This is a genomic window from Sorangium sp. So ce131 (assembly GCF_051519095.1).
Classification (GTDB): domain Bacteria; phylum Myxococcota_A; class Polyangia; order Polyangiales; family Polyangiaceae; genus Sorangium.
Genome location: NZ_CP150455.1, coordinates 3,054,718 through 3,075,561 on the forward strand (window position 1 = coordinate 3,054,718; position 20,844 = coordinate 3,075,561).

At 73.2% G+C, this 20,844-nt stretch carries 17 protein-coding genes and 1 pseudogene; 14 read left to right on the top strand and 4 right to left on the bottom strand.

Annotation, left to right across the window (positions count from 1 at the left end):
* Positions 1 to 13 precede the first annotated feature (13 nt).
* The 9 genes from WMF43_RS11340 (at position 14) to WMF43_RS11380 (ending at position 12,866) form a co-directional block, all read left to right on the top strand.
* The gene (locus WMF43_RS11340) at positions 14 to 814 is read left to right on the top strand and encodes a hypothetical protein (RefSeq protein WP_437679672.1); all 801 of its coding nucleotides are present in this window, start codon (positions 14 to 16) and stop codon (positions 812 to 814) included.
* A gap of 75 nt (positions 815 to 889) precedes the next feature.
* Entirely contained in the window at positions 890 to 5,005 is a 4,116-nt protein-coding gene (locus WMF43_RS11345; RefSeq protein ID WP_437679673.1) for a TOMM system kinase/cyclase fusion protein, read from the top strand.
* A 200-nt stretch (positions 5,006 to 5,205) separates the two neighbouring features.
* On the top strand, positions 5,206 to 6,129 hold the full coding sequence (locus tag WMF43_RS11350; protein ID WP_437679675.1) for a Rieske 2Fe-2S domain-containing protein: 924 nt from the start codon (positions 5,206 to 5,208) through the stop codon (positions 6,127 to 6,129).
* Positions 6,130 to 6,378: 249 nt separating this feature from the next.
* On the top strand, positions 6,379 to 6,945 hold the full coding sequence (locus tag WMF43_RS11355; protein ID WP_437679677.1) for a hypothetical protein: 567 nt from the start codon (positions 6,379 to 6,381) through the stop codon (positions 6,943 to 6,945).
* Positions 6,946 to 7,019: 74 nt separating this feature from the next.
* Positions 7,020 to 8,450: a DUF692 domain-containing protein gene (locus WMF43_RS11360; protein WP_437679679.1), complete on the top strand. Its 1,431-nt coding sequence runs from the start codon at positions 7,020 to 7,022 to the stop codon at positions 8,448 to 8,450.
* 3 nt (positions 8,451 to 8,453) lie between these two features.
* Positions 8,454 to 9,200 (top strand): nucleotidyltransferase domain-containing protein, encoded by a 747-nt coding sequence (locus tag WMF43_RS11365; RefSeq protein WP_437679681.1) that lies wholly within the window; start codon positions 8,454 to 8,456, stop codon positions 9,198 to 9,200.
* Positions 9,197 to 10,264 (top strand): hypothetical protein, encoded by a 1,068-nt coding sequence (locus tag WMF43_RS11370; protein WP_437679683.1) that lies wholly within the window; start codon positions 9,197 to 9,199, stop codon positions 10,262 to 10,264. The genes WMF43_RS11365 and WMF43_RS11370 overlap by 4 nt, the downstream gene beginning before the upstream one ends.
* Positions 10,248 to 11,732 (top strand): hypothetical protein, encoded by a 1,485-nt coding sequence (locus WMF43_RS11375; RefSeq protein ID WP_437679685.1) that lies wholly within the window; start codon positions 10,248 to 10,250, stop codon positions 11,730 to 11,732. The genes WMF43_RS11370 and WMF43_RS11375 overlap by 17 nt, the downstream gene beginning before the upstream one ends.
* Before the next feature lie 108 nt (positions 11,733 to 11,840).
* Positions 11,841 to 12,866: a TauD/TfdA family dioxygenase gene (locus tag WMF43_RS11380; protein ID WP_437679687.1), complete on the top strand. Its 1,026-nt coding sequence runs from the start codon at positions 11,841 to 11,843 to the stop codon at positions 12,864 to 12,866.
* Here WMF43_RS11380 and WMF43_RS11385 read toward each other — a convergent pair.
* Complete coding sequence (locus WMF43_RS11385) at positions 12,752 to 13,744, bottom strand: LysR family transcriptional regulator (RefSeq protein WP_437679689.1); 993 nt, start codon at positions 13,742 to 13,744, stop codon at positions 12,752 to 12,754. The genes WMF43_RS11380 and WMF43_RS11385 overlap by 115 nt on opposite strands.
* 107 nt (positions 13,745 to 13,851) lie before the next feature.
* Between WMF43_RS11385 and WMF43_RS11390 the strand changes: the two genes are divergently transcribed.
* Both WMF43_RS11390 and WMF43_RS11395 read left to right on the top strand, forming a co-directional pair.
* Positions 13,852 to 14,583 (top strand): SDR family NAD(P)-dependent oxidoreductase, encoded by a 732-nt coding sequence (locus WMF43_RS11390; protein WP_437679691.1) that lies wholly within the window; start codon positions 13,852 to 13,854, stop codon positions 14,581 to 14,583.
* Complete coding sequence (locus tag WMF43_RS11395; protein ID WP_437679693.1) at positions 14,573 to 14,890, top strand: DUF1330 domain-containing protein; 318 nt, start codon at positions 14,573 to 14,575, stop codon at positions 14,888 to 14,890. The genes WMF43_RS11390 and WMF43_RS11395 overlap by 11 nt, the downstream gene beginning before the upstream one ends.
* A 133-nt stretch (positions 14,891 to 15,023) precedes the next feature.
* Here WMF43_RS11395 and WMF43_RS11400 read toward each other — a convergent pair whose 3' ends face one another.
* Positions 15,024 to 15,500, bottom strand: coding sequence for a hypothetical protein (locus WMF43_RS11400; protein ID WP_437679695.1), 477 nt, complete (start codon positions 15,498 to 15,500; stop codon positions 15,024 to 15,026).
* Positions 15,501 to 15,839: 339 nt separating this feature from the next.
* Here WMF43_RS11400 and WMF43_RS11405 point away from each other — a divergent pair, with 339 nt between their 5' ends.
* The 3 genes and pseudogenes from WMF43_RS11405 to WMF43_RS11415 all read left to right on the top strand — a co-directional run bounded on the left by WMF43_RS11405 (position 15,840) and on the right by WMF43_RS11415 (position 18,020).
* A complete protein-coding gene (locus WMF43_RS11405; RefSeq protein ID WP_437679696.1) occupies positions 15,840 to 16,451 on the top strand; it encodes a hypothetical protein in 612 nt (203 codons plus the stop codon).
* A 390-nt stretch (positions 16,452 to 16,841) separates the two neighbouring features.
* Positions 16,842 to 16,934, top strand: a pseudogene (locus WMF43_RS11410) (hypothetical protein); the annotation flags it as partial.
* Between the two features lie 12 nt (positions 16,935 to 16,946).
* On the top strand, positions 16,947 to 18,020 hold the full coding sequence (locus WMF43_RS11415) for a PAS domain-containing protein (protein ID WP_437683994.1): 1,074 nt from the start codon (positions 16,947 to 16,949) through the stop codon (positions 18,018 to 18,020).
* An 86-nt stretch (positions 18,021 to 18,106) separates the two neighbouring features.
* Here WMF43_RS11415 and WMF43_RS11420 read toward each other — a convergent pair whose 3' ends face one another.
* Both WMF43_RS11420 and WMF43_RS11425 read right to left on the bottom strand, forming a co-directional pair.
* Positions 18,107 to 18,841, bottom strand: a complete 735-nt coding sequence (locus WMF43_RS11420; protein ID WP_437679698.1) for a hypothetical protein — start codon at positions 18,839 to 18,841, stop codon at positions 18,107 to 18,109.
* Positions 18,842 to 19,262: 421 nt separating this feature from the next.
* Positions 19,263 to 20,768, bottom strand: a complete 1,506-nt coding sequence (locus WMF43_RS11425; RefSeq protein WP_437679700.1) for a reverse transcriptase family protein — start codon at positions 20,766 to 20,768, stop codon at positions 19,263 to 19,265.
* Positions 20,769 to 20,844: the final 76 nt, after the last annotated feature.

Sequence of the window (20,844 nt, forward strand, 5' to 3'; positions counted from 1 at the left end):
GAGAGGAGGAGCCATGAAGATCACCGATCCCGTGATCGCCCGGAAGGTCCAGGACCTCGAGGCGCAGCTGTCCACGATCGAGCTCGGCGGGAAGCTGTATTATATCGCCGAGGGAGACCTCTTGCTGGAAGCGGCGCAGCTCGCGGACTACGTGGGTCACGCCGCCGACGTGGAGCCGCCCAGCGTGCCGACCGGCCCCGGCGGCGAGGGGCTCGTCGGGATCCTGGAGGACGGCAAGATCGTGCGCTGGCCTCCCGGGTTCGTGATCACGTATTGCGTGCTCAGGGCGAGCTTCCCCGACGACGACGCGTACGCGATGGTGCGCGCCGGCATGATGGCGGCCACGCGCGACTGGGAGGAGACGTGCGGCGTGATGTTCCGCCACGTCTCCGAGCTCGACGGCAGCACCCGGCGCCCCGATGACGTCGTGTTCCCGGTGATCCACCACGACGCGTGCGGGCGGTTCGTCGCGGTGGCGTTCTTCCCGAGCGATCCGGTCGAGAAGCGGTGGCTCCTGGTCGACCCCTGCTTCTTCTCGCCGTCGCTCCGGTTCGATCCGGTCGGCGTGCTCCGGCACGAGCTCGGCCATGTGCTCGGCTTCCGCCACGAGCACATCCGGACCGGCGCGCCGCCGGTGTGCCCGAAGGAGGACCGGTCCCGGACGATCGACCTCACGGCCTACGATCCTCGGTCGGTGATGCACTATTTCTGCGGCGGCGTGGGGAGCCCGGACCTGAAGATCACCGAGGTCGACGTCGAGGGGGCGCAGCGGGTCTACGGGATGCCCCTCTCGCGTTTTCGCATGGCGGCCTGAGCGCCGGCGGGCGCCGGCCGGCCGGCCGAGAGAGAGGAGACGCGCGGCCCGGCACGCCGGGCGGGGATCGGAGCGATGACCATCTATTACGAGGAGGATCTACCGATAAAGGCCGCATTCCAGGGGCATTATGAGGTCCTGTCCAGGATCGGCTCAGGGGGCTTCGGGACGGTCTACAAGGCGCGGCAGCTCGCGACGGGCCAGCTGGTCGCCGTCAAGGTCCTCCGGCTCGCCGGCCGGGGCGGGACGGCGGCCGCGCGCCGCATCGCGCGCTTCCAGCGGGAGATGCGGCTGTGCGCGCGCCTGCACCACACGAACATCGTCGGCCTCATCGACTCGGGGCAGATGGATGATGGGCAGATGTACCTGGTGTTCGAGTTCGTCCCAGGCCGGAACCTGAGGGAGGTCCTGGACGAGGAGGGCGCGCTGGATCCGCGGGAGGCGCGCCATCTCCTGCTCCAGGTCCTGGACGCGCTCGCCTGCGCGCACGCCCAGGGGATCATCCACCGGGATCTCAAGCCCTCCAACATCATGGTGTTGCCCACCGGCGCGCGCCGGAACGCGCTCGTGCTCGATTTCGGGATCGGCGCGGCGGTCGAGGGCCTGGGCGGCGAGCGCGACGAGAGCCTCACCGGCGACGACGAGATGGTGGGGACACCGGCCTACGCGGCGCCCGAGCAGCTCCGGGGGATGACCGCGACGCCGCGCGCCGATCTCTTCTCCTGGGGGCTCGTCTTCTCGGAGTGTGTCGCGGGGCGCCCGGTCTTCCCCGGCCATCGGGTGGCGGAGGTCATCGCGCAGCAGCTCAGCCCGGAGCCGGTCCGCCTGCCGGCCGCGCTCCGGAGCCACCCTGTCGGCCGCCTCCTGTCGCGTGTGCTCGTGAAGGACGTCGAGGCGCGCGAGGTCACGGCCGAAGGGCTGCTGAGGGAGCTGGAGGCGTGCGACATGAGCGATCTGCCCCGGCGGCTCTCGGCCGGCGCCGAGCCCGACGCCCGCGCGGCGGCGCGCCGGGAGCCGGCGCCGGAGCGGGACGGGGGCGCGAGCGCCAGGGAGGTCTCCCGCGACCGGCCGCTTTCGGGGCTCGACGCGGCGGGGGAGCGCCGCCTGCTCACGGCCGTGTGCTGCTTCTTGCAGGCGCGCTCGCCCGGCTCGACGGGCGCGGGCGTCGAGGACCGGGACGAGCTGCTCCACCTGGCGCAGGAGATCTGCGTCGAGGTCGCCGGGCGCTTCCAGGGGACCGTCGCGGGTGTCCTCGGCGAGCAGGTGCTCCTCCACTTCGGTTATCCCCTCGCGGGCGAGGACGACGCCGGGCGCGCGGCGCGGTGCGCGCTGGAGATCGCGGCGAGGATCCGCGAGCGGAGCGCGCGCGCCGAGGCGGAGTCCCGGCTCGCCCTGGAGGTCCGGATCGGCGTGCACACGGGGCTCGTGACCACCCCAGAGCTCGGTGGGGCCGGCGCGCGGTCCGTCGTCGGGACGACCGCGAGCGTCGCCGCGCACCTGAGCGCGCAGGCGCCGCCGGGCGCGGTCGTGATCAGCGGAGACACCTATCCTCTGCTCCGCGCCCGCTTCGCGACGCGAGCGCTCGGCGCCTGGAAGCTCGGGCTCTGCGACCTCCCGGTCGAGGTCCACCGCGTCGAGGCCGAGCGCCCGGCGGCCTCCTCGAGCGAGCTCGACCTCGCGGCGCCGATGGCCGGGAGGTCCCACGAGCTCGCGCTGCTGAAGCAGCGCTGGAGCCTCGCCCGGGAGGGCTTCGGCCAGAGCGCGCTCGTCACCGGGGAGGCGGGGATCGGCAAGTCCCGCCTCGCGCTGGAGCTGCACCGCGCCCTCCAGGCGGAGGCGCACTCCTGGGTCGAGTGCCGCTGCGCGCCGGAGCACCAGAACAGCGCGCTGCGCCCGGTCTGCGAGGCGCTGGAGCAGATGCTCGACCTCGGCGGGGGAGAGGCGGCCGACGAGAAGGCGGGCAAGCTCCGGGCCCTGCTCGCGGACCACGGGTTCGACGTGGGGGCGACGATGCCGCTCTTCGCGGCCCTGCTCTCGCTCCCGCCCGCCGGGGGCTCTGCCCCGCGCGACGTGTCCCCGCAGCGCCGGAAGGAGCTGACGCTCGACGCGATCGTCTCGTTGTGGATCGAGGTGGCGGAGCGGAAGCCGACGCTGCTGCTCGTCGAAGATCTGCAATGGGCGGACCCGACCACACTCGAGTTGATCCCGCTGCTCCTCCACGGGGCGTCGTCGGCGCGCCTCTGCGTGCTGCTCACCGCGCGCCCGGAGTTCGCGCCGCCCTGGCCGCTCTCCGACACGCTCAAGATCCAGCTCGGCCACCTGGAGAGCCGGGAGGTGAGGGACATGATCGCCGGCATCACCCGCGGAAAGCAGCTCCCCGGCGAGGTGATCGAGCGGGTGCTGGACCAGACCGACGGGGTGCCGCTCTTCGTCGAGGAGCTGACCCGGGCGGTGATGGAGTCGGGCGCGCTCGTCGACCGCGGCGATCGGTACACGCTCGCGAGCGGGCCGTCGGACCTGTCGATCCCGACCACCTTGCGCGGCTCGCTGACGGCCCGCCTCGATCGGCTCGGCCGCGCGAAGAAGACGGCGCAGATCGCGGCGGCGCTGGGGCGCGAGTTCAGCGCGGAGGTGCTGGCCGCGGTCAACCCGCGCGCGGCGCCGGAGGTCGAGGAGGACCTGCGCCGTCTGGTCGCGGCCGACCTCGTGCTGCTGCGCCGCCGGGCGCGGCAGTCGACCTACGTCTTCAAGCACGCCCTGGTCCGCGACGCCGCCTACGAGTCGATGGCCCGGAGCGCGCGGCGGGAGCTGCACGCCCGCATCGCGCGGACGCTGGAGGAGCGCTTCCCGCGGATCGCCGCGGAGCAGCCGGGCCTGCTCGCGCTGCACTTCGCGGCGGCGGAGCAGAAGCGCGAGGCGCTCAGGTACGCCCGGGCGGCGGCGCAGGGCGTGCTGCTCCGGTCGCTGAACGCGGAGGCGATCGCGTACGCCCGTCAGGCGATCTCCTGGCTCGACACGCTGGAAGACCCGCGCGAACGCGCGGAGGTGGAGCTCGATCTGAACGGCATGCTGGTCCCTGCCTTGATGGCCACGCGCGGTGGCGGGTGTGATGAGATCGAGGCGACGGTCCAGCGCTCTCAGCAGCTCATCTCCAGCGTGGGCGACGCGTCGCACGTCCTCGCGACGATGTGGGGCCTGCTCGGCTACCATACCGAGCGGGGCCACGCCGAGCAGGCGCTTGCGCTGGCCGAGCGCTACCTGGCGCTGAGCGAGCGACTCCGGGATGTACAGCACACGATCGCCGCGCACGTGGCCCTCGGGACCCAGCTCTTCATAGGAGGGCGCTTCGCCGAGGCACAAGCGGCCGTGGAGCGCGCCATCTCGCTCTATGACCCTGAACGGCATCGCCAGACCGCGCTGGTGTTCGGGCAAGACCTCGGCGTCCAGGCGCGGATGAAGCTCGGGTTGATCCTGTGGTGCAGGGGTTTCCTGGAGCAGGCGATGTCGCAGGTCGAGAGCGCGCTGGCCCTCGCCGAGGAGCTGCGCCACACGAACAGCATCGGTTATGCGCTCCTCTACAAGGCTATCTTGCATCATTGCTGGAAGGACCGTGACGCGGTCCGGAGCACGGCGCGCAAGGCGGTCGCCCTTGCCGAGGAGAACCGTAGCCCCCTCTTGCTGGCCGCGTCCGGCATCCTGCTCGCGTGGGCTGACAGGGACGTGGAAGGTGGGGAGCGGCACCTCGCGAACATGGCGGAAGGGACCGGGTGGGCCACGGCTTACTGGACCTCCACCATCGCGGAGTCGGAGGCGGCGCTCGGGCGCGTCGACGAGGCGCTGGCGCGGCTCGACTACTGCCTCCGCGCTGCGAACGAAAATCGAGAGCGCTACTACTGCGCGGAGCTCCACCAATTCAAGGGGGACTGCTTCTTCCGTCGCGGGGACGAGCCTGCGGCGGAGCGCAGCTTCCGGGAGGCCCTCGCGCTCTCGGCGAGGCTGGGCGTGCCCGTGGTCACGCTGCGCGCCTCGCTCCGCCTCGCCGAGCTGCTCCGGCTGCAGGGGCGCGACGACGACGCCCGCGACGTGCTCGGCGCCGCGCCGAGCGGGCTCCCCGAGAGGTTCCGGAGGAGCGAGCTCGCCGCGGCGCAGGCCCTCTGCGCGGAGGCGGCGTCGAGGCGCACCGCGGCGTGAGCGCGCCCGGGGCGGCGAGCGCGGCACCGGTCAGTACCTCGGCGCGCCCGGATCTCGTAGGATGAGATCATGCCGCGAGAACTGACCGAGCAGGGCCTTCGGGCCCAGCGTCGCCGAAGCGGGCGAACGCTCCCGACCTCGTCTGCAGCACCGGACGCCTCGGTTTCCCCTGGCGACGTCGCGCGCGTGAGGAGACCTACGTGAGCGCTCGAATTCCCCTTCCGCCGTTCCCCCGAGGGTGGTTTCAGGTCGCCTCGGCAGACGAGCTGCCCGCGGGCGGCCCCCTGCCGCTCCGCTGCTTCGGGCGGGATCTCGTGCTGTTCCGGACGCAGGACGGCGAGCCTCGTGTGCTCGACGCCCACTGTCCCCACATGGGCGCCCACCTCGGGATCGGGGGCCGGGTCGAGCAGGACGGGATCCGGTGTCCCTTCCATGGATGGGTGATCTCCGGCAACGGGGTTTGTGTGAGGATCCCTTACTCGGACACGATTCCTCCCAAGGCGAGGACCCGCTCCTGGGACGTGCGTGAGCTCGACGGGATGATCCTGGTCCACCACACGTCCGGGGAAGAGCCGCCTTCCTTCGACATCCCACCGCTCCCGGAGGCCCGGTTGCCGGGGTGGTCGGCCGGTATGACCAGGCGCTGGAGGATCCGGACGCACGTCCAGGAGGCGCTCGAGAACATCGTGGATCCCGCGCATTTCGTCGCGGTGCACGGCATGCCGGAGCGGCCCCGGACCGAGATCGAGATCGAGGGCCACGTCATCCGGTCGCGATCGGCGGTGAAGCAGCGGGGCCCCGGCGGCCGGGTGGTCGACGGCACGATCACGTGGGAGGGCCACGGCATGGGGTACGGGACGATCCGCTTCACCGGCATCGTCGAGCTCCTGTTCGTGAACACGGTCACCCCGGTGGATGACGAGCTCATCGACGTCCGCTTCGCCTTCTGGCACCCGAGCGACAGCGCCCGTCGCCTGGGCGAGGCCCTGGCCGCGGAGGTCTGCCGCCAGCTCGATGAGGACATCCCGATCTGGGAGAACAAGATCTACCGCCCTCAGCCGGTCCTGTGTCCGGGGGAGAAGGGCATCATGACGTTCCGCAAGTGGAGCAGCCAGTTCCTCTGAGGCGCGCCGAGCGAGCGCGATCTAGGTCCGCCTGTCAGAAGTCTTGGCAGGGATCACGGCGAGAGAGGAGAGATTTAACGCCACGGCGCGCGGCGAACGTCGCCCTGACACGCCGGTCATGCGCCGGTCGGCCGGCGCCTCGCGAAAACCTCCGGACGGCCGCACGTTCGCGTCCACGGCGGGCTGGCCCGCCCGTTGCTATGCCCGGGAGGCCATCCACGGCGGCTTCCGCCAGAGAAAGGATGTCTCATGATTGGCTTCCTTCATTCCGTCGCTCGACTCGGCTCCTGCACGCGCAACACCGCTGCGCTCCTCGCCGGGCTCGCCATGATCGCTGCGACGTCCGGCTGCATCAACGGCAAGGAATGCACGGAGATGGGCTGTGTAAACGGCTTCCACATCACCACGGCGACGGCGGACAAGGGCTGGGCACCAGGAGACTACGAGCTCGAGATCACGGTGGACGGCGACGTGGTCGCGTGCGCTTACAGCTGGACAGGGACGTCGCCGTCGGGCCAGCTCGTGTCCGCCCAGTGCGGCAGCTCGGCCATCTCTGTCGAGGTTCATCCGGTGACCACATGCACCGAGACGAGGCGCGGCGACGCCGTCTCGCAGAGCTGCGTCCCCGTCGCCGGGCAGTTCACGCAGGGGATCTCGATCCCCGGCACGCCTGCGCGCGTCGACGTCACGGAGCGGCGGGGCGGCGTCCTCCTCGGCGAGCGGAGCTTCACGCCCCGATACAAGACCTGGTACCCGAACGGTGAGGGCTGCGAGCCCGGGTGTCGCGTGGACGAGCAGGAATGGGAGCTCCCCTAGCGGCTCGCCGGGCAGGCCGCCGCGTCGACCCTTCCGCGGGCCGGTCCACCGGGTAAGCTAAGGCAGGTACCTGCTTGTCGGATCCCGCTCCCAGCCTGCGCGTCTCCGTTCCCGGCGCCAGCGTCGGTGGCGTCGTCGGCGTCGGCGTTGGATTCCGCCCCGAGCTCGCCGCCGATCTGCTCGCGGCCCCTCGCACCGTCGACTTCGTCGAGGTCGTCGCGGAGACGTGCTTTGCCAGCCCGGCCGCCCGGCGCGAGGCCGCGGCGATCGCCCGCATCTGGCCGGTGGTGCCCCACGGCGTGAAGCTCTCGCTCGGCAGCGCCGCGGGCATCGACCTCGATCGCGCCCGCCGCCTCGGGGCGCTCTGCCGGGAGCTCGCGGCGCCGGTCGTGAGCGAGCACGTCGCGTTCGTGCGCGGCGGCGGCCGGGAGATCGGGCACCTCACGGCCCTGCCGTACACGCTCGAGGCGGTCCGCGTCGTCGCGCGGAACGTCGCCGCCGCCCGGCGGGCGCTGCCGGACATCCCCCTGCTGCTCGAGAACGCGGCGTGGACGCTGCGCTTCCCCGGCGACGCCCTCGACGAGGGGACCTTCTACGCCGAGATCGCCGCCCTCACCGGCTGCGACCTCCTGCTCGACATCGGCAACGTCTACGCCAACGCCGTGAACGCCGGCGTCGATCCGGGAGCGCTCGCCCGCTCTTACCCGCTCGAGCGCGTGGCGATGATCCACCTCGCCGGCGGCGTCCGCGAGCACGGCTTCTACTTCGACACGCACGCGCACCCCGTCCCCGAGCCGGTCTTCGCCCTGCTCGCGGCGGTCCTCTCCCGCACCGGCCCGGTCCCGATCCTGCTCGAGCGCGACGCTGCCTTCCCGCCCTTCGCCGCGCTCGCGGCCGAGCTCGCGGCCGCCAGGGCGCTCGCCGAGGCCGCGCCGCGCGACCCGACCTCGGACGCCGCGCGGCCCGCCGCCCGCGCGCTGCCGCCGCGCTCCTCCGGGCCGCCGGGCTCCTCCGAGCCGTCGGCGGCGCTCGCCCTCGCGCAGGCGCACGTCGCGGAGCTGCTCACCGCCCCGCGCGACCCGGCCCCGGACGCCGCGCGGCCGTTCGACCCCGGGGAGATCGCCCGCTCGCGCGCGATCCTCCAGCGCAAGCGCGTGGACGACGCGCTCCCACTCCTGCCGCGGCTCGCGCCCCACCGCGGCGTCGTCGAGCGCCTCGCGGCCCGCTGCGTCGACGCGTCGCCGCGCGCCCCGCGCCTGACCGCGGTCGCCGACGCGATCCGCATCGCCGGCGCCGCGCAGGCCGACGCCCGGCTCGCGCCGGACGCGATCGTCGACCGGCTGCTCCTCCGCGCCCGCTTCGTCGGCCCCGCGGCCGACGGCAGCGTCAGGCCGAGGCTCCTGCCGTTCGTTCGCCGGGAACGATTGCCCGGAGGTCGGGTAATCTGGGTCGTGAAGGGGATGGGCTCGAGCGCCGAGGTCCGGCTCGTCGAGACGCGCAGGTGACGCATGAACCAGGGATCCATCGCGGAGGGGAGCGCCGTCTCCCGGCTGCCGGCGCCGGTGCAGGCGCGGCTCGTCGAGCTCAAGGAGAGCCTCGCGCGGACGCTCGGGGACGATCTCGAGTGCCTGCTCATCTACGGGAGCGCCGCGCGCGGCGGCTACCGCGACGGGCAGAGCGACGTGGACCTCATGCTGGTGCTCCGGGAGGCCTCGCGCGCGCAGCTCGACGCGATCGCCAACGCGCTCCAGCTCGCGCGGTACGCGGCCCGCATCGAGGCGATGATCCTCACCGCCGCCGAGATCCCGCGGGCCGCGGACGTGTTCCCGCTGCTCTACGACGACATCCGCCGCTGCCACGTGCTCCTCTCCGGCCGCGACCCGTTCTCGGCGCTCGTGATCGACGGCAAGAACCGCCGCCTCCGCGTCGAGCAGGAGCTCCGCGAGGCGCAGATCCGGCTCCGCCGCGCGGTCGTGGACGGGATGGGCTCCGAGGACGCCCTGAGGGGCGCCGTGCTCCGCAAGGTGAAGCAGATCCGCGGCCCGCTGCACGCGCTGCTCGGCCTGCATGGCGTCGAGCGGGGCGACGATCTCGCCACGGTGCTCGTCGAGTCGGGCAAGCTGCTCGGCGTCGACGTCGCCCCGCTCCAGCGGGCCCACGAGGCGCCGGGCGCGGCGTACGAGGCGCTGACCGACCTGCTCGCGCGGGCGGTGGACGACGTCGATCGGCTCGACGACCACGAGGGGGCGCGATGATCCACGAGACCTTCGATTTCTTCCCGTTCGACATGGAGTCGGGGCCGGCGTTCCTCGTGTTCTACGCCCTGCTCTCGTGCTTCGGCCTCGTCTTCGCCGCGCTCGCGCGCCGCGTCGTCGGCGCCGTGCTCGATCCGCCGGCGCGGCCGGCGGGCGGCGCGGCGGCGTTCGCGACGACGGCGGGCGCGCCCTACCGCATGGCGCCGCCGGCGCCGCCCGCGCGGCAGCGGCTCTCGGTCGGCTGGATCCCCCAGCCGGACGAGTACTGGGCGATCGCGTACCTCCGCGACGAGCGCCGCGGCGTCGCCTCCACGCTGATCGCGGTCGCGATGGCCGCGGGCTGGCTGGTCGCCACGGACGGCGCGCAGAGCGCGCCGCAGGTGTTCCAGCTCGTGGCCAGCGCGCCCCCGCGGGACAAGGTGCTCGGGGCGTTCTTCAACACGCTCGTCGCGACGGGCGCGAGCGGCGCGGCGCCGGCGACGTTCTCGGTGGAGCAGGTGCACGCGGCCGCCGATCAGACCGCGAAGCTCTTCGAGCAGGAGCTCCGCGACGAGCTCGCCGCCGCCGGGATGATCCGCCCGCAGGGGACGATCGCGGCGCTGTCCGCCGTGGTCTGGGCCGTCGGCGTGGCGCTCCTCGGCGTGGGGGTGATCCGCGCGGCGCGCGCGGAGGAGCTCGGGCGGCCGTACACGTTCCTGGTGCTGGAGATGATCGGGCTGTTCATCGCCACGTGGCTCCTTGCGCGCCGCACCAGCGCCTACGGCGCCGCGAAGGCGGCGTACCTCGAGTGGCTCGACGACGCGACCGTGTCGCTCCGCAACGACGTGTCCAGCGGGCGCCGCCGCGAGGCGGTGGACATCGGCCTGACGGTGGCCGCGGCCGGGACGGCGGCGCTCGCGATGTCGCCGCTCTTCGGGCCGATGGTGTACGCGATGACCCCGCCCGTCGTCGTCTCGACGTCGAGCGGCTCGTCCGGATCGAGCTGCAGCTCGTCGAGCTGCGGCGGCGGCGGCGGCTGCGGCGGCGGCGGCGGCTGCGGCGGTGGCGGTGGCTGCGGCGGGTGACGCCTGCTTCGAGGTGCTCGACGCCCTCGGCCTCTGTCGGCTCACCCGGCGCGCCGGCGATCTCGACGGCGCGGTGCCGCTCCGGGTGGCGAGGGCGTGCACGCCGCTGCTCGAGGGCAACGCGTTCGGGCTCCAGATCTCGCTCACCCGCCCGATCGAGGTGACGCGGGGCCTCGGGTCGCTGCGCGCCGAGCCCGCGGGCGAGCACCGCGAGGCGTTGCTCCGCGCGCACCGGGCCGCGTTGCCCCGGCTGGTCTCGCAGGGCTTCCTGGCGCCGGACGGCGCGTGGCACCGGGCGCTGCGCGGCGGCCTCGCCTGGACGTGCCGGACGGGGCTCGGGCGGCCGCGCCTGCGGCTGTGGACCGGGCTCCTGGTGCGCCCGGACCCTGGCCTGTGGCTGCGGGTCGCGGGCGCGGCCAACCGCCGCAACGTGCTGATCGAGGTGAGCGAGGTGTACCTCGCCGACGACAGCGCCTTCGTGCCGCTGGTGGTCGAGCTGCGCCTCCGCGACGAGGCGCCCGGGCGCCTGCGGCTCGAGGGCGAGATCGCCTGCCTCGCGCCGGTGCGCCCTGACGTAAGGATCGAGGCCTGCGCGCTGGCGGACGCGCCCGAGGTGGGGCGGGCGCACGCGGAGTTCTACGACGCGAGGTACTTCGCGGTGAAGAAGGGCGAGGTGACCCGCAAGTACCGGCGCCTCGTGGGAGGCAAGGCGGGCGAGGGGAAGGGGAGCGCAGGTGAAGGGGGCGCGGGTGAGGGGCATGCGGGCGAGGGGAGCGCAGACGAGGAGAACGCGGGCGAGGGAAGCGCGGACGAGGAGAACGCGGGCGAGGGAAGCGCGGACGAGGAGAACGCGGGCGAGGGAAGCGCGGGGCCGGCGCGCGTGCGGCTGGTGGTCGCCGGGCCGGCGGCGCCAGAGATCGCCGAGGTGACCGAGGTCACGACCGCGGCCGGGCCGGATCCGGTCCCGTGGCGCGGGGGGGCGCGGCGCCTCGCGTCGCTCGTGGTGAGGAACGCCGTGCCGTTCCGCGCGACGTTCGACGGACACACGCTCTCCGTCGCGCCGGAGGCGCCGCGCCTGGCCGAGGGGGCGGCCGCGGTGGAGCGCACCTTCGCCCGGGTCTTCGGCGAAGATTTCATCGCCGCGAACCGCGGGGCCCTCTGGTACCTGACGAAGTACTTCACGCCCCACCCGCCGGGCGAGCCGCACTTCTTCGTGAAGCCGTGGGCCTTCACCCGGACCCCGCCGGGCTGGTCGAGCCTGCTCGACGGCGTCCACGGCGACGGCTACGACGTGATGCGCGGGGTGGTCGCGACCGACGTCTTCTCCGCGACCCCGGCCGTGTTCCACGTGCGCCGGATCGGCGCGCCGATCGAGGTGCCCGAGGGCGCGCCGCTGCTCCGGGTCCTGCCCATCCCGCGCGACCTGCTCCGGGCCGGCTTCCGGGAAGCCCGCTTCCTCGATGCATGAGCGGCGTGGACGGCGCTGTCATCGGGCCTGTATGTGCTGGATAACTATGAATATTTTGCCCTTCGAGCGCCCGCGCACGGCGCGCCCATCGCTGCGCGCACCGCGCCCATGAGCGAGCGATGGATCTGGCCCGGCGCGGAGCGCGGTCCGGCGAGGCTGCTCGACGAGCTCGCGGCGCGCGGCTTCTCGGTCCTCCGCGGCGACGCCGCGCTGGCCGCCGAAGAGGCCGCGCGAGCGCCGTGGAGCTTCGCCGAGCGGCTGCTCGGGGCGAGGCCGCGCCTGGTCGAGCGGCAGCCGATCAAGGCCGTGCCGGGGGGCAGGTCGTTCGCCGCGAGCTCCGCGGCGGCGCCGCTCCACACGGACAGCCAGAGCTTCGCGGGCGCGCCGCCGGCCGTGCAGATCATGGCCTGCGTCCGGCCCGCGGAGCGCGGCGGCGCCTGCCTCCTGCTCGACAGCTGGGCGCTGCTCGCGGCGATCGAGCGCGCCGATCCCGAGCTCTTCCGCGCGCTCTTCACGGTGCACCGGCGCATCCCCTTCGTCTTCGGCGACTTCTACGGGCCCACGGCGTCGCTCCGCGACGGCGCCCTCGCGTTCACGCACGCGCCGATCGTGCCGCCGGGGGACGCGATCGCCGCGCGCCTCGCGCGGTTCGTCGAGGCGTCGCGGCGCGAGGTGATCGAGCTCGCGCTCGGCCCGGCGGACATCCTGGTGGTCGACAACCGGCGCATGCTCCACGGGCGACGGGCGTTCGAGGGCGGGGCGCGCGAGTTCGTGCGGCTGCTCGTCTGGACGGAGGCGCGGCTCCCGTCGCCGCCCGCGTACCACGCGCTGGCCGCCCAGGCCGCCGAGGCGGCCTCGCGCCGCCTCGCCGCCGCGCCGGAGGCCACGCGGCGGCGGCTCGGCCTCGGCGCGCCGGCGCCGCCCGAGGCCCGCCGCCGCCTCGGGGTGATCCTGGAGATGCTGCGCGGCGTCCCGCCGGGGGTGCTCGCCGCGCGCGAGCGCATCCCCGAGCCGGAGCTCTACCGCCTGCGCGACGCGGCCCTCGCGGCCGCCGAGGCGGCGCTCGCGGGCGAGGCGGAGGGCGCGGACGACGGCGCGCTGGCCGAGGCGATCGCGCGCATGGGCCGGGGGTGAGCGGCGCAGCGCCGCAGCTCCTCCCAGAGCGCCTGCGCGACGACGCCGTGCGGGCGGTCGCGGCGGCGGATCACGAACAGCTCCATGATGTCGGCCTCGAACTCGGGGACCTGCAGCGCTACGAGCTCGCCCGTCGCCAGCGCGCCGGCGGCCACGTGCTCGGGCAGCCCGCCCCAGCCCATGCCCGCGAGGATGATCTCCTTTTTCGCGGCGACGTCGGTGACCGTCCAGCGCAGGCCGCTCTCCAGCACGTTCAGGGACGGCGAGGCGCTCCCCCGCGCGCTGTCGCGCAGGACGATCTGCGCGTGCGCCCGCAGCAGCGCGGGCGGGATCGGCGCGCCGCAGCTGGCCACGGGGTGATCGAAGCGCGCCACGGGGATCACCCGCACGTCGCAGAAGCGCGCGATCTCCACCGCGGACGTGTCGATCCCCAGCTTCGTGGCGACGGCGAGATCGGCGCGGTCCTCGCGCAGCGCGTCGGCGGTGCCCGCCAGCCGCTCGGTGCCGAGCTCGATGCGCACCAGGGGATAACGCGCCTGCGCCCTCCGGAAGATGTCCATGATGGGGCCGAGCGGCGTCACCGCGTCGACGGCGAGCCGCACGATCGGCTCCACCTTGCCCGAGAGGCGCATGCCGAAGCTGCGCAGCGCTTCGGTGCCCTCGATGACGGCCGCGGCGCGCTCGTGGAACAGGCGGCCGGCGTCGGTGAGCGTGGCGCGGTACTCCCGGCGATCGAACAGCTCGACCCCCAGCTCGCGCTCGAGGTTGCGCACCAGCTTGCTCACGGCCGGCTGGGACTTGTGCAGCCGCGCGGAGGCGGCGCTGAACGTGCCCTCGCCCGCGACGGCGAGGAAGGCGACGAGCTGATCGTAGGTCATGGCGGCCCCGCAGGATCAGAACCTGGAGTTATGGAGTCCATAGGAACATACCACTTTCTTGGTTCGAGGGGCGAGCTAGGTTGTCGACGCGGAAGGAGCGACACTTCATGTCCACCAGAATCGATCGCGTCATCATCACAGGCGCCAGCAGCGGTATCGGCCTCGACCTCGCGAGGCGCTTCCTGGCCGAGGGATCGAGCGTCGTCCTGAACGGGCGCGACCCGGAGAAGCTCGAGCGGGCGCGGCGGAGCCTCGACGGCGGCGCGCGCGTCGTGGCCGTGCCGGGCCACGTGGGCGATCGGGCCACGGCGCGGGCCGTCGCCGCCGCCGCGCGCGAGCGCTTCGGCGGCGTCGACGTGCTGATCAACAACGCCGGGATCTTCGGCGTGAAGCCGTTCCTCGAGAGCACGGAGGAGGACCTGGAGCGGTTCTTCGCCACCAACGTGAAGGGGACGTTCCTGATGACGCAGGCGGCGGTGCCGATGATGATCGAGGGCGGCGGGGGCTCGATCATCAATGTCGGCACGGTGCTCGTCCAGCAGGCCATGGCGCGGATGCCGGCCTCGGCCGCCATGGCCAGCAAGGGCGGCGTCCACGCGCTCACCGTCTCGCTGGCCGCCGAGCTCGCCGGCCACAACATCCGCGTGAACACGCTGGCGCCTGGCATCATCCGCACGCCGCTCATCGGCGAAGGCGCGGATTCGCTGGCCTCGATCCACCCGCTGCAGCGCGTCGGCGAGGTGCAGGACACGACGGAGGCGGCGCTGTTCCTGGCCAGGGCCGGCTTCGTGACAGGCACGACGCTCGACGTCGATGGAGGCTACTCCCATGGGCGCTGAGGGCCGACAGCACGTGCTCCTTGTGGGGCTCCAGGTGGAGGACGAGACGTCCTACGCCCGCTACCGCGCCGGCATGACGCCGATCCTCCTGTCCTACGGCGGCGCCTTCGGCCACGATTTCGTCGTGGCGCGCGTGCTGAAGGGGGAGGCGGGCATCAACCGCGTCTTCACCCTCCTGTTCCCCGATCGCGCGGCGCGGGAGCGGTTCTTCGCCGACGCGCAGTACCGCGCCGTGCGCGCCGAGCTCTTCGAGCAGGCGGTCGCGGCGGTGTTCATCCTCGGCGAGTTCGAAGCGGCGGCGGCGTGAGCCGCCTGCTTCGAGGCGGGGGCGCCGAGCGTCGCGCCCCCAGCGCCGGGCTCGGGGCTATACCGGGCGCCCGACCGACCGGGCGGCACGAGCGCCAGCGCAGCCCGACACACCCGCTGGATCGCGGCTGGCCTCAAGGCGTGTAGACGATGTCGCCGTCATCGAAGAAGCCGCCGGGGATCGAGACGCCGACCGGGCCGTAGTAGTTCACGTCGACGGCGTCGACGCCCGCGCCTGGGCTGCCCAGGTCAGAGAAGGCGAAGTGGTTCGCCGCAGCGAACGTGCCGCCCGAGCTCCAGCACGTGCCATGGCCATCGAAGCTCCAGCTCCCGCCGCTCACGGTACGGGGACGAAAGCGCAGGTAGCGGCAGGTGACGGGGGCTTCGCCGGGATTGTGGATGATGATCGTGAAATGCCCACGGAGCGAGCCGTCGGCCTGCTGGCTCACCGAGCCCATGAAGCTGGCATGGCCGCGCACGCCCCATCCGGAGAGCGTCGGCAGCGGCCCGGCCGCCGCAGGAGGTGTGAATGCGGTGACGGCCAGGCCGGCGGCCATCGTGAGCGACAGGACGAGGGAGCGGGTCTTGTGGGTCGTATTCGTGGGCAGCATCGTCTCTCCTTGGTCGTTGCGTCGTTGCAGCGAGCCTCGCGGGCGGCTTCCTTCGTGCGGAGACCAGGCGGGCATTGGCATGAGGCGTACCAGGGCCCGCGAGCAGAGCGGGTCGAGCGGGGAAGGCTGGTTCAGCCGAGATCCTGGCAGCGGCGCGGCGCGAGGGACGCGGGGCTGGAGGGGCGCGCCTCCATGTCTGGTGGTGGCTCGCGGCACCACCGGGGGGCGCGAGCCACCTGCCCACCAGCCGGACGGGGATCGCCGAGCGCGTACGGTGCAGGAGCGATGCAATGGCGACAGATTGCACTCCCTGCGCCCGCCGGGATACGCTTTCGAGGCATGGCGTCACGTCCCCTCGGAGCGGGCTTGCTGTGCGGGATCGCCCTCGGCTGCGCGGCGTGCAAGCCGGCGGCGGAGCCGCTGCCGGCCCATGTGCGCGTCTCCATCGACGGCGCCGTCATCAGCCCGGCCAAGGCGGACGGGCGCCAGTGGGACGGCATGGGCACGGTCCCGGCGGGGGCGCTCACCACCCTCGGCGACCTGCTCCGCACGGCGCACCCGGCCGCGGCGGCTGCCAGCGTGGCCGGGTTCGCCGCAGAGGCGGCGGGGGCAGGCACCGAGCCGCCGGAGCCGTTCGGCTCGGCGGAGCTGTTCGTGGGTGGTCGATCGCTCGGGAGGCTCGCGCTCGATCGCCCGGGGCAGCGCGACACCTGCACGCCGGGATGGAAAGGCCCGCCGACGTGGCGCCGCGTGCCGCTCGCGCCGGACGTCCACGTGAGCGGTGAGCTGATTGACAGAGACCTCGTGAACGACGACTTCATCGGAAGGTTCGCGATCAACTACGGTCACCTCGTCGAGGCGCTCAGGGCGCGCACGGTGTATCCGGTGGCCGTCGACAACCAGGCTGCCGGACAGGTGCTGTTCGTCTGGATCGAGGTCTGGCCGGAGTAGGCGCGGGCCGGCGGCGCCGACGCGCGCTTCGGCGCCTGGCCGGCGCGGCTGCGCGCGGCGGTGCAGCAAACCTGCTCCGCCGTTCTGCGAGGCGCGCGCACCAGCTGATTCGTGATCCGTTCGTTCACGTTCGTTCACGTTCGAGACAGACATGATACGACCGGCGCCCCTCTCGGGTCCTCTCGCGAGCGTGCGAGTTCATGGCACCAGCGGGCGAATGATGTCGGCGACGTAAACACGCGAGTTGTATGGATCGCGCGAGCTGTGTGAAGGGCGGCGACTCGTGGGTGGCCGCCGGCAGCGCCGTAGACAGCGGGCGGCGGCACGGGCATTGTGGTGGAATGCTGGGCTGTGCGTCCGCTGCGTCGGACGGCCTTGCGGGAGGTTTGGATGCTCGCAAACTTGGAAGCTTTTCCTGAACCGCTCGCCGTGCTCGACGCGGACCTCCGATTGCGCGATGCCAACGGGGCGTGGCGCGATATATTCGGAGAGGCCGTGCTCCTCACCCCGCCGGCCGAGGAGGCTGCGCGGTCGGTGCTCGTCGGCGCGAGGGCCCGGGTGGAGATCGACGCCGCGGAGGGCGACGGATCGAGCCCGCGGCGCTGGACCTTCCTGCGGCTGGCGAAGGCTGAGGGCGAGCCGCTCGTGTTCGCGCACGCGCGCGAGCCCGCCGGCACCGCGCTCCGCAGCCACGAGGACGACCTCGCCGAGGAGGTGGAGCTCCTGCGGAGCTTCCTCGATCTCGCGCCCGCGCTCCTGTTCATCAAGGATCGGCGCAGCCGCTACGTCCTCGCGAACAGCGCGCTCGCGGACTGTTACGGTATGACCCCTGAGCAGGTCGTCCACTGGTCCCAGCACGAGCTCACCGCGAGGGCGGAAGAGGCCGAGGGGTTCGCCAGCATGGACCGGCGGGTGATCGACACGCGGCAGGAGACGGTCATCGAGGAGAAGGAGACGCGGCCGAACGGCGAGGTGCACTGGTACCAGACGTTCAAGAAGCCGATCGTGCGCAGGAGCGGCGAGGTGCAGGTCGCCTGCTTCTCGCTGGACATCACCGAGCGCAAGCGCGCCCAGGAGGAGCTCGAGAGCTCGGCGCGCGAGCTCCAGCTGATGGCCGCCTCCGCCCGGCGAGAGGCGGACGAGAAGTCGGGCCTCGCCGCGGAGCTCGATCGGAGGCTCGCCGTCATCCAGGCGCAGCACCAGCAGATCCTGGCGCTCTCGGCGCCCATCCTGGAGGTCGCCGATGGGATCGTCGGCGTGCCGCTCATCGGCGCCATGGATGAGGAGCGGACGGCCATGCTGACCGAGCGCCTGCTCGAGCGCATCGCGTCGCGTCAGGTGCGGAGCGTCGTGCTCGATCTCTCGGCGCTCGAGGTGATGGACACGCGCACCGCCGACCGGCTGGTCAGCATCGTCCGGGCGATCGGGCTGCTCGGCGCGCGGGCCGCGATCACCGGGATCCAGCCGGCGGTCGCCCAGACGATGACCTCGCTCGGCATCGATCTCTCAAGCATCCTCACGACGCGCACCCCGAAGGACGCGATCCGCCTGTTCTCGGTAAGCCGCTGAGCGCCTCTGCGTCGCCCGGCGCTCGCCGGGCCGCCGAGCGCCGGGACACCCGCGCGCGCCGGCCCCGAGCCGCCGCCGACTCCACGTCACTGCGTCGGCTCTTGCAGATCCTTGAAGCTCGGCAGCGCGCCGAAGTTGAACCCGAGGCCGAAGTTGTACACGAGCCCCGGCCCATCGACGCTCTTCATCATCGTGATCTCGGGGTGGATCGCGAACCCGTCGGCGATCCGGAACTGGAAGCCGAGGCCGCCGCGGAGGAGCAGGCCGCCCGCGGTCGCCGCGCTGTCTTCCTCGTCCACGAAGCTGCCCGAGACGAGGCCGTAGGTGACGCCGGGGGTCACCACGACCGAGAACCAGTCCGTGGGGTTCACGCCCAGCATCACCGGCGCGTGCAGGTAGAGGATGTGCACGGAGGCCCCGCCGCCCGCCACGTACGCGTATTGCAGCCCGGGATCGACGGCGAGGTCGAAGACGCCTCGGACCGGGTTCACCTTCAGGTCGGCGCCGAACGAGCTGAGGTTGTGGACGTGAGCGCCGATATCGATGTTGTCCGTCAGACCGGCCCTGAGCTGGTAGGAAGGGAACGTCGGCAGGAAGCCGCTGACCGTCTCGGTCTCCGTCTCTGCCGCGCCCGTGTCCGGGTCGTCCACCGTCGTCTCTCCGATGTATCCGTAGCTCTCGAGCGACACCGTGTGCGCGACCTTGCCTGGCGCCACCGTGCGCGGAGTTCCGTAGGAGTTCGGGTTGGGGCACCCGCAGAGCAGGGAGCCGAAGAGCAGGACAGCCGGTATCGACAGGAAGTGCGCTGATGGTTTTCGCATGGCCACCTATCCTATTCAGACGGATCGGGGGGTGTCCAGTCGGCTCTTCGCAAAGCAGCATTGCAACAGCGCTGCTCATCATTGGCTTACTGGCCGGCCAGCGGCCGGTGAACTCTGGCCGGCCAGCCCCCGTTGTCAGCGCGCGTGTACGTCGTTTCGCGGCGTCGGAGAGCTCCGGGTGTCAGCGCGCGTGTACGCCGTTTCGCAGCGTCGGTTTTTCGGCGGTGGGACGTGGCGTGTTCTGGCATCGTGATGACCGCCGGGACCATCGAAGGTGGGGTGAGCGGCGGCGGGGCCGAGAGCGCCAGCGCCCCATGGCGGCGGTGCGGCATCGGGAACGGCGGCCTCGCGGCGAGCGGCCTCGTCGGGGCGGGTCTCGATGGGGGCGTGGCCGGCCGACGGCGCCGGGGAGCTGCGAGCGCTACTCGCCCGCTCCGCCCGCCGGCGCCGCCCCGCTCCGCTCGAGCGCCTCGATGCGCCCGAGGAACGCGCGCCCCCTCGCCGGATCCGTCATGTACACGAACGCCGCGAGCCCCTTGAGCTGCGCCAGCGTCTCGCCCTTGCCGGGCCTGCCGAGCTCGCGGTTGCGGATCGCCGCGCGCAGCTCGCGCACCCGTTCGCGCGGGACGCGCGCCGCCGGGACAGCCTCGCTCGCGCCGTTGACGATCAGGCCTGTCACCTTCTGCCGGCTGCCCTTGCGCATCACCACCGTCTTGCTCGGGTGGAGCCGGAACCCCTCGGCGTTCAGGATCTCGCGGACGCCCCGGAGCAGCGCGCCCACCGGGGCGCGCGGGCGCGGGGCGGCGCCGCCCGGAGCGACGGTCGCGCCGGTCACGTGCGCCGCGCGCCACGAGAGCGTCAGATCGTCCGCGTAACGCGTGTAGCGAAAGCCCAGCTTGCGCGCGAGCCCGGAGACGCGCCGGTCGAGGCGCAGGCAGATCGCGTTCGTGATCGCCGGCGAGGTGGGCGCGCCCTGCGGGAGCACGCGCGGGCCGGCGGCGACGTAGAGCGTCTGCCCGCGGAACTGCACGACCTCGCGCGGCGCCTCGGTCGAGAGGAGCGCCACGAGCGTCGCCGGCCCCTCGGCCACACCCGCCTTCCGGAGCAGCCCGCGCACGCGCCGCCACGTGATCGTCGGGAAGAAGTCCTTGATATCCACCTTGACGATCGTGTCGGCGCCCGCGTGCGCGCTGGCGTTCGTCACGATGGACCGGCTCGCCAGGAACCCGTGCGCCGCGGCGTGGACCGGGAGCCTCTCGAACAGGTTGCGGAGCGCCCAGCGCTGCGCGCGCTTGAGCTCCCGCTTCGGGGACGTGATCGTGCGCGCGCTCCCGTCGCGCTTCGGGATGAGCCAGCGCCGGTAATGAGTGCCCGTGTCGACCTCGCGGTGGTACGCGAGCCAGCGGAGGCGCGGGATCGTCAGCCCGAGCGCGCTCGCGAGCTCGGCCGCGCCGGGCAGGTCGGGGAGGCCATGCGACCGCGCCCGCTCGCTCAGGCCGGGGACGTCGAGCCTGTCCGCGCCGGCGCGATCCTGCCAGTGCACGCCCGCGCCGAGGTGGTTGATGTGCGTGGCGACATAGGCCTCCCAGGCGAGGCGGCGCAGGGCGCGTCGCTCCTTCGCCTCGACCTTCTTGCGCTCCTTGTACTGGGCGCGCTCCCGGTCCGACATCGCCTTGGGATCGCCCGCGGCGACGGCGCCGCGGGCCGTGAGCTCGGCGCGCACCCACGCGTCGATCCCGCCTGCCTCGGCGATCGCCTTCCAGCGCGCTGCGCGCTCCTCGTGGGCGGCGCGGCGCGCTTCGGCGTTCCCGCCGCGAGCGCTGACGTCCCCGCCACGGGCGCCGGCGCCGCCGGCGCTCGGCGCCGGCGCGACGGGGAGGACGACGGGGGCCCGGGCCTGGACGGCCTTGTCGATCTTCGCGGTCATGTCTCGGTGGAAGCGGGGTGATGGATCACGACGGGAGCGGCCGCGAAGCCGGCCGCGGGCTCGCCGATCGCCGGTT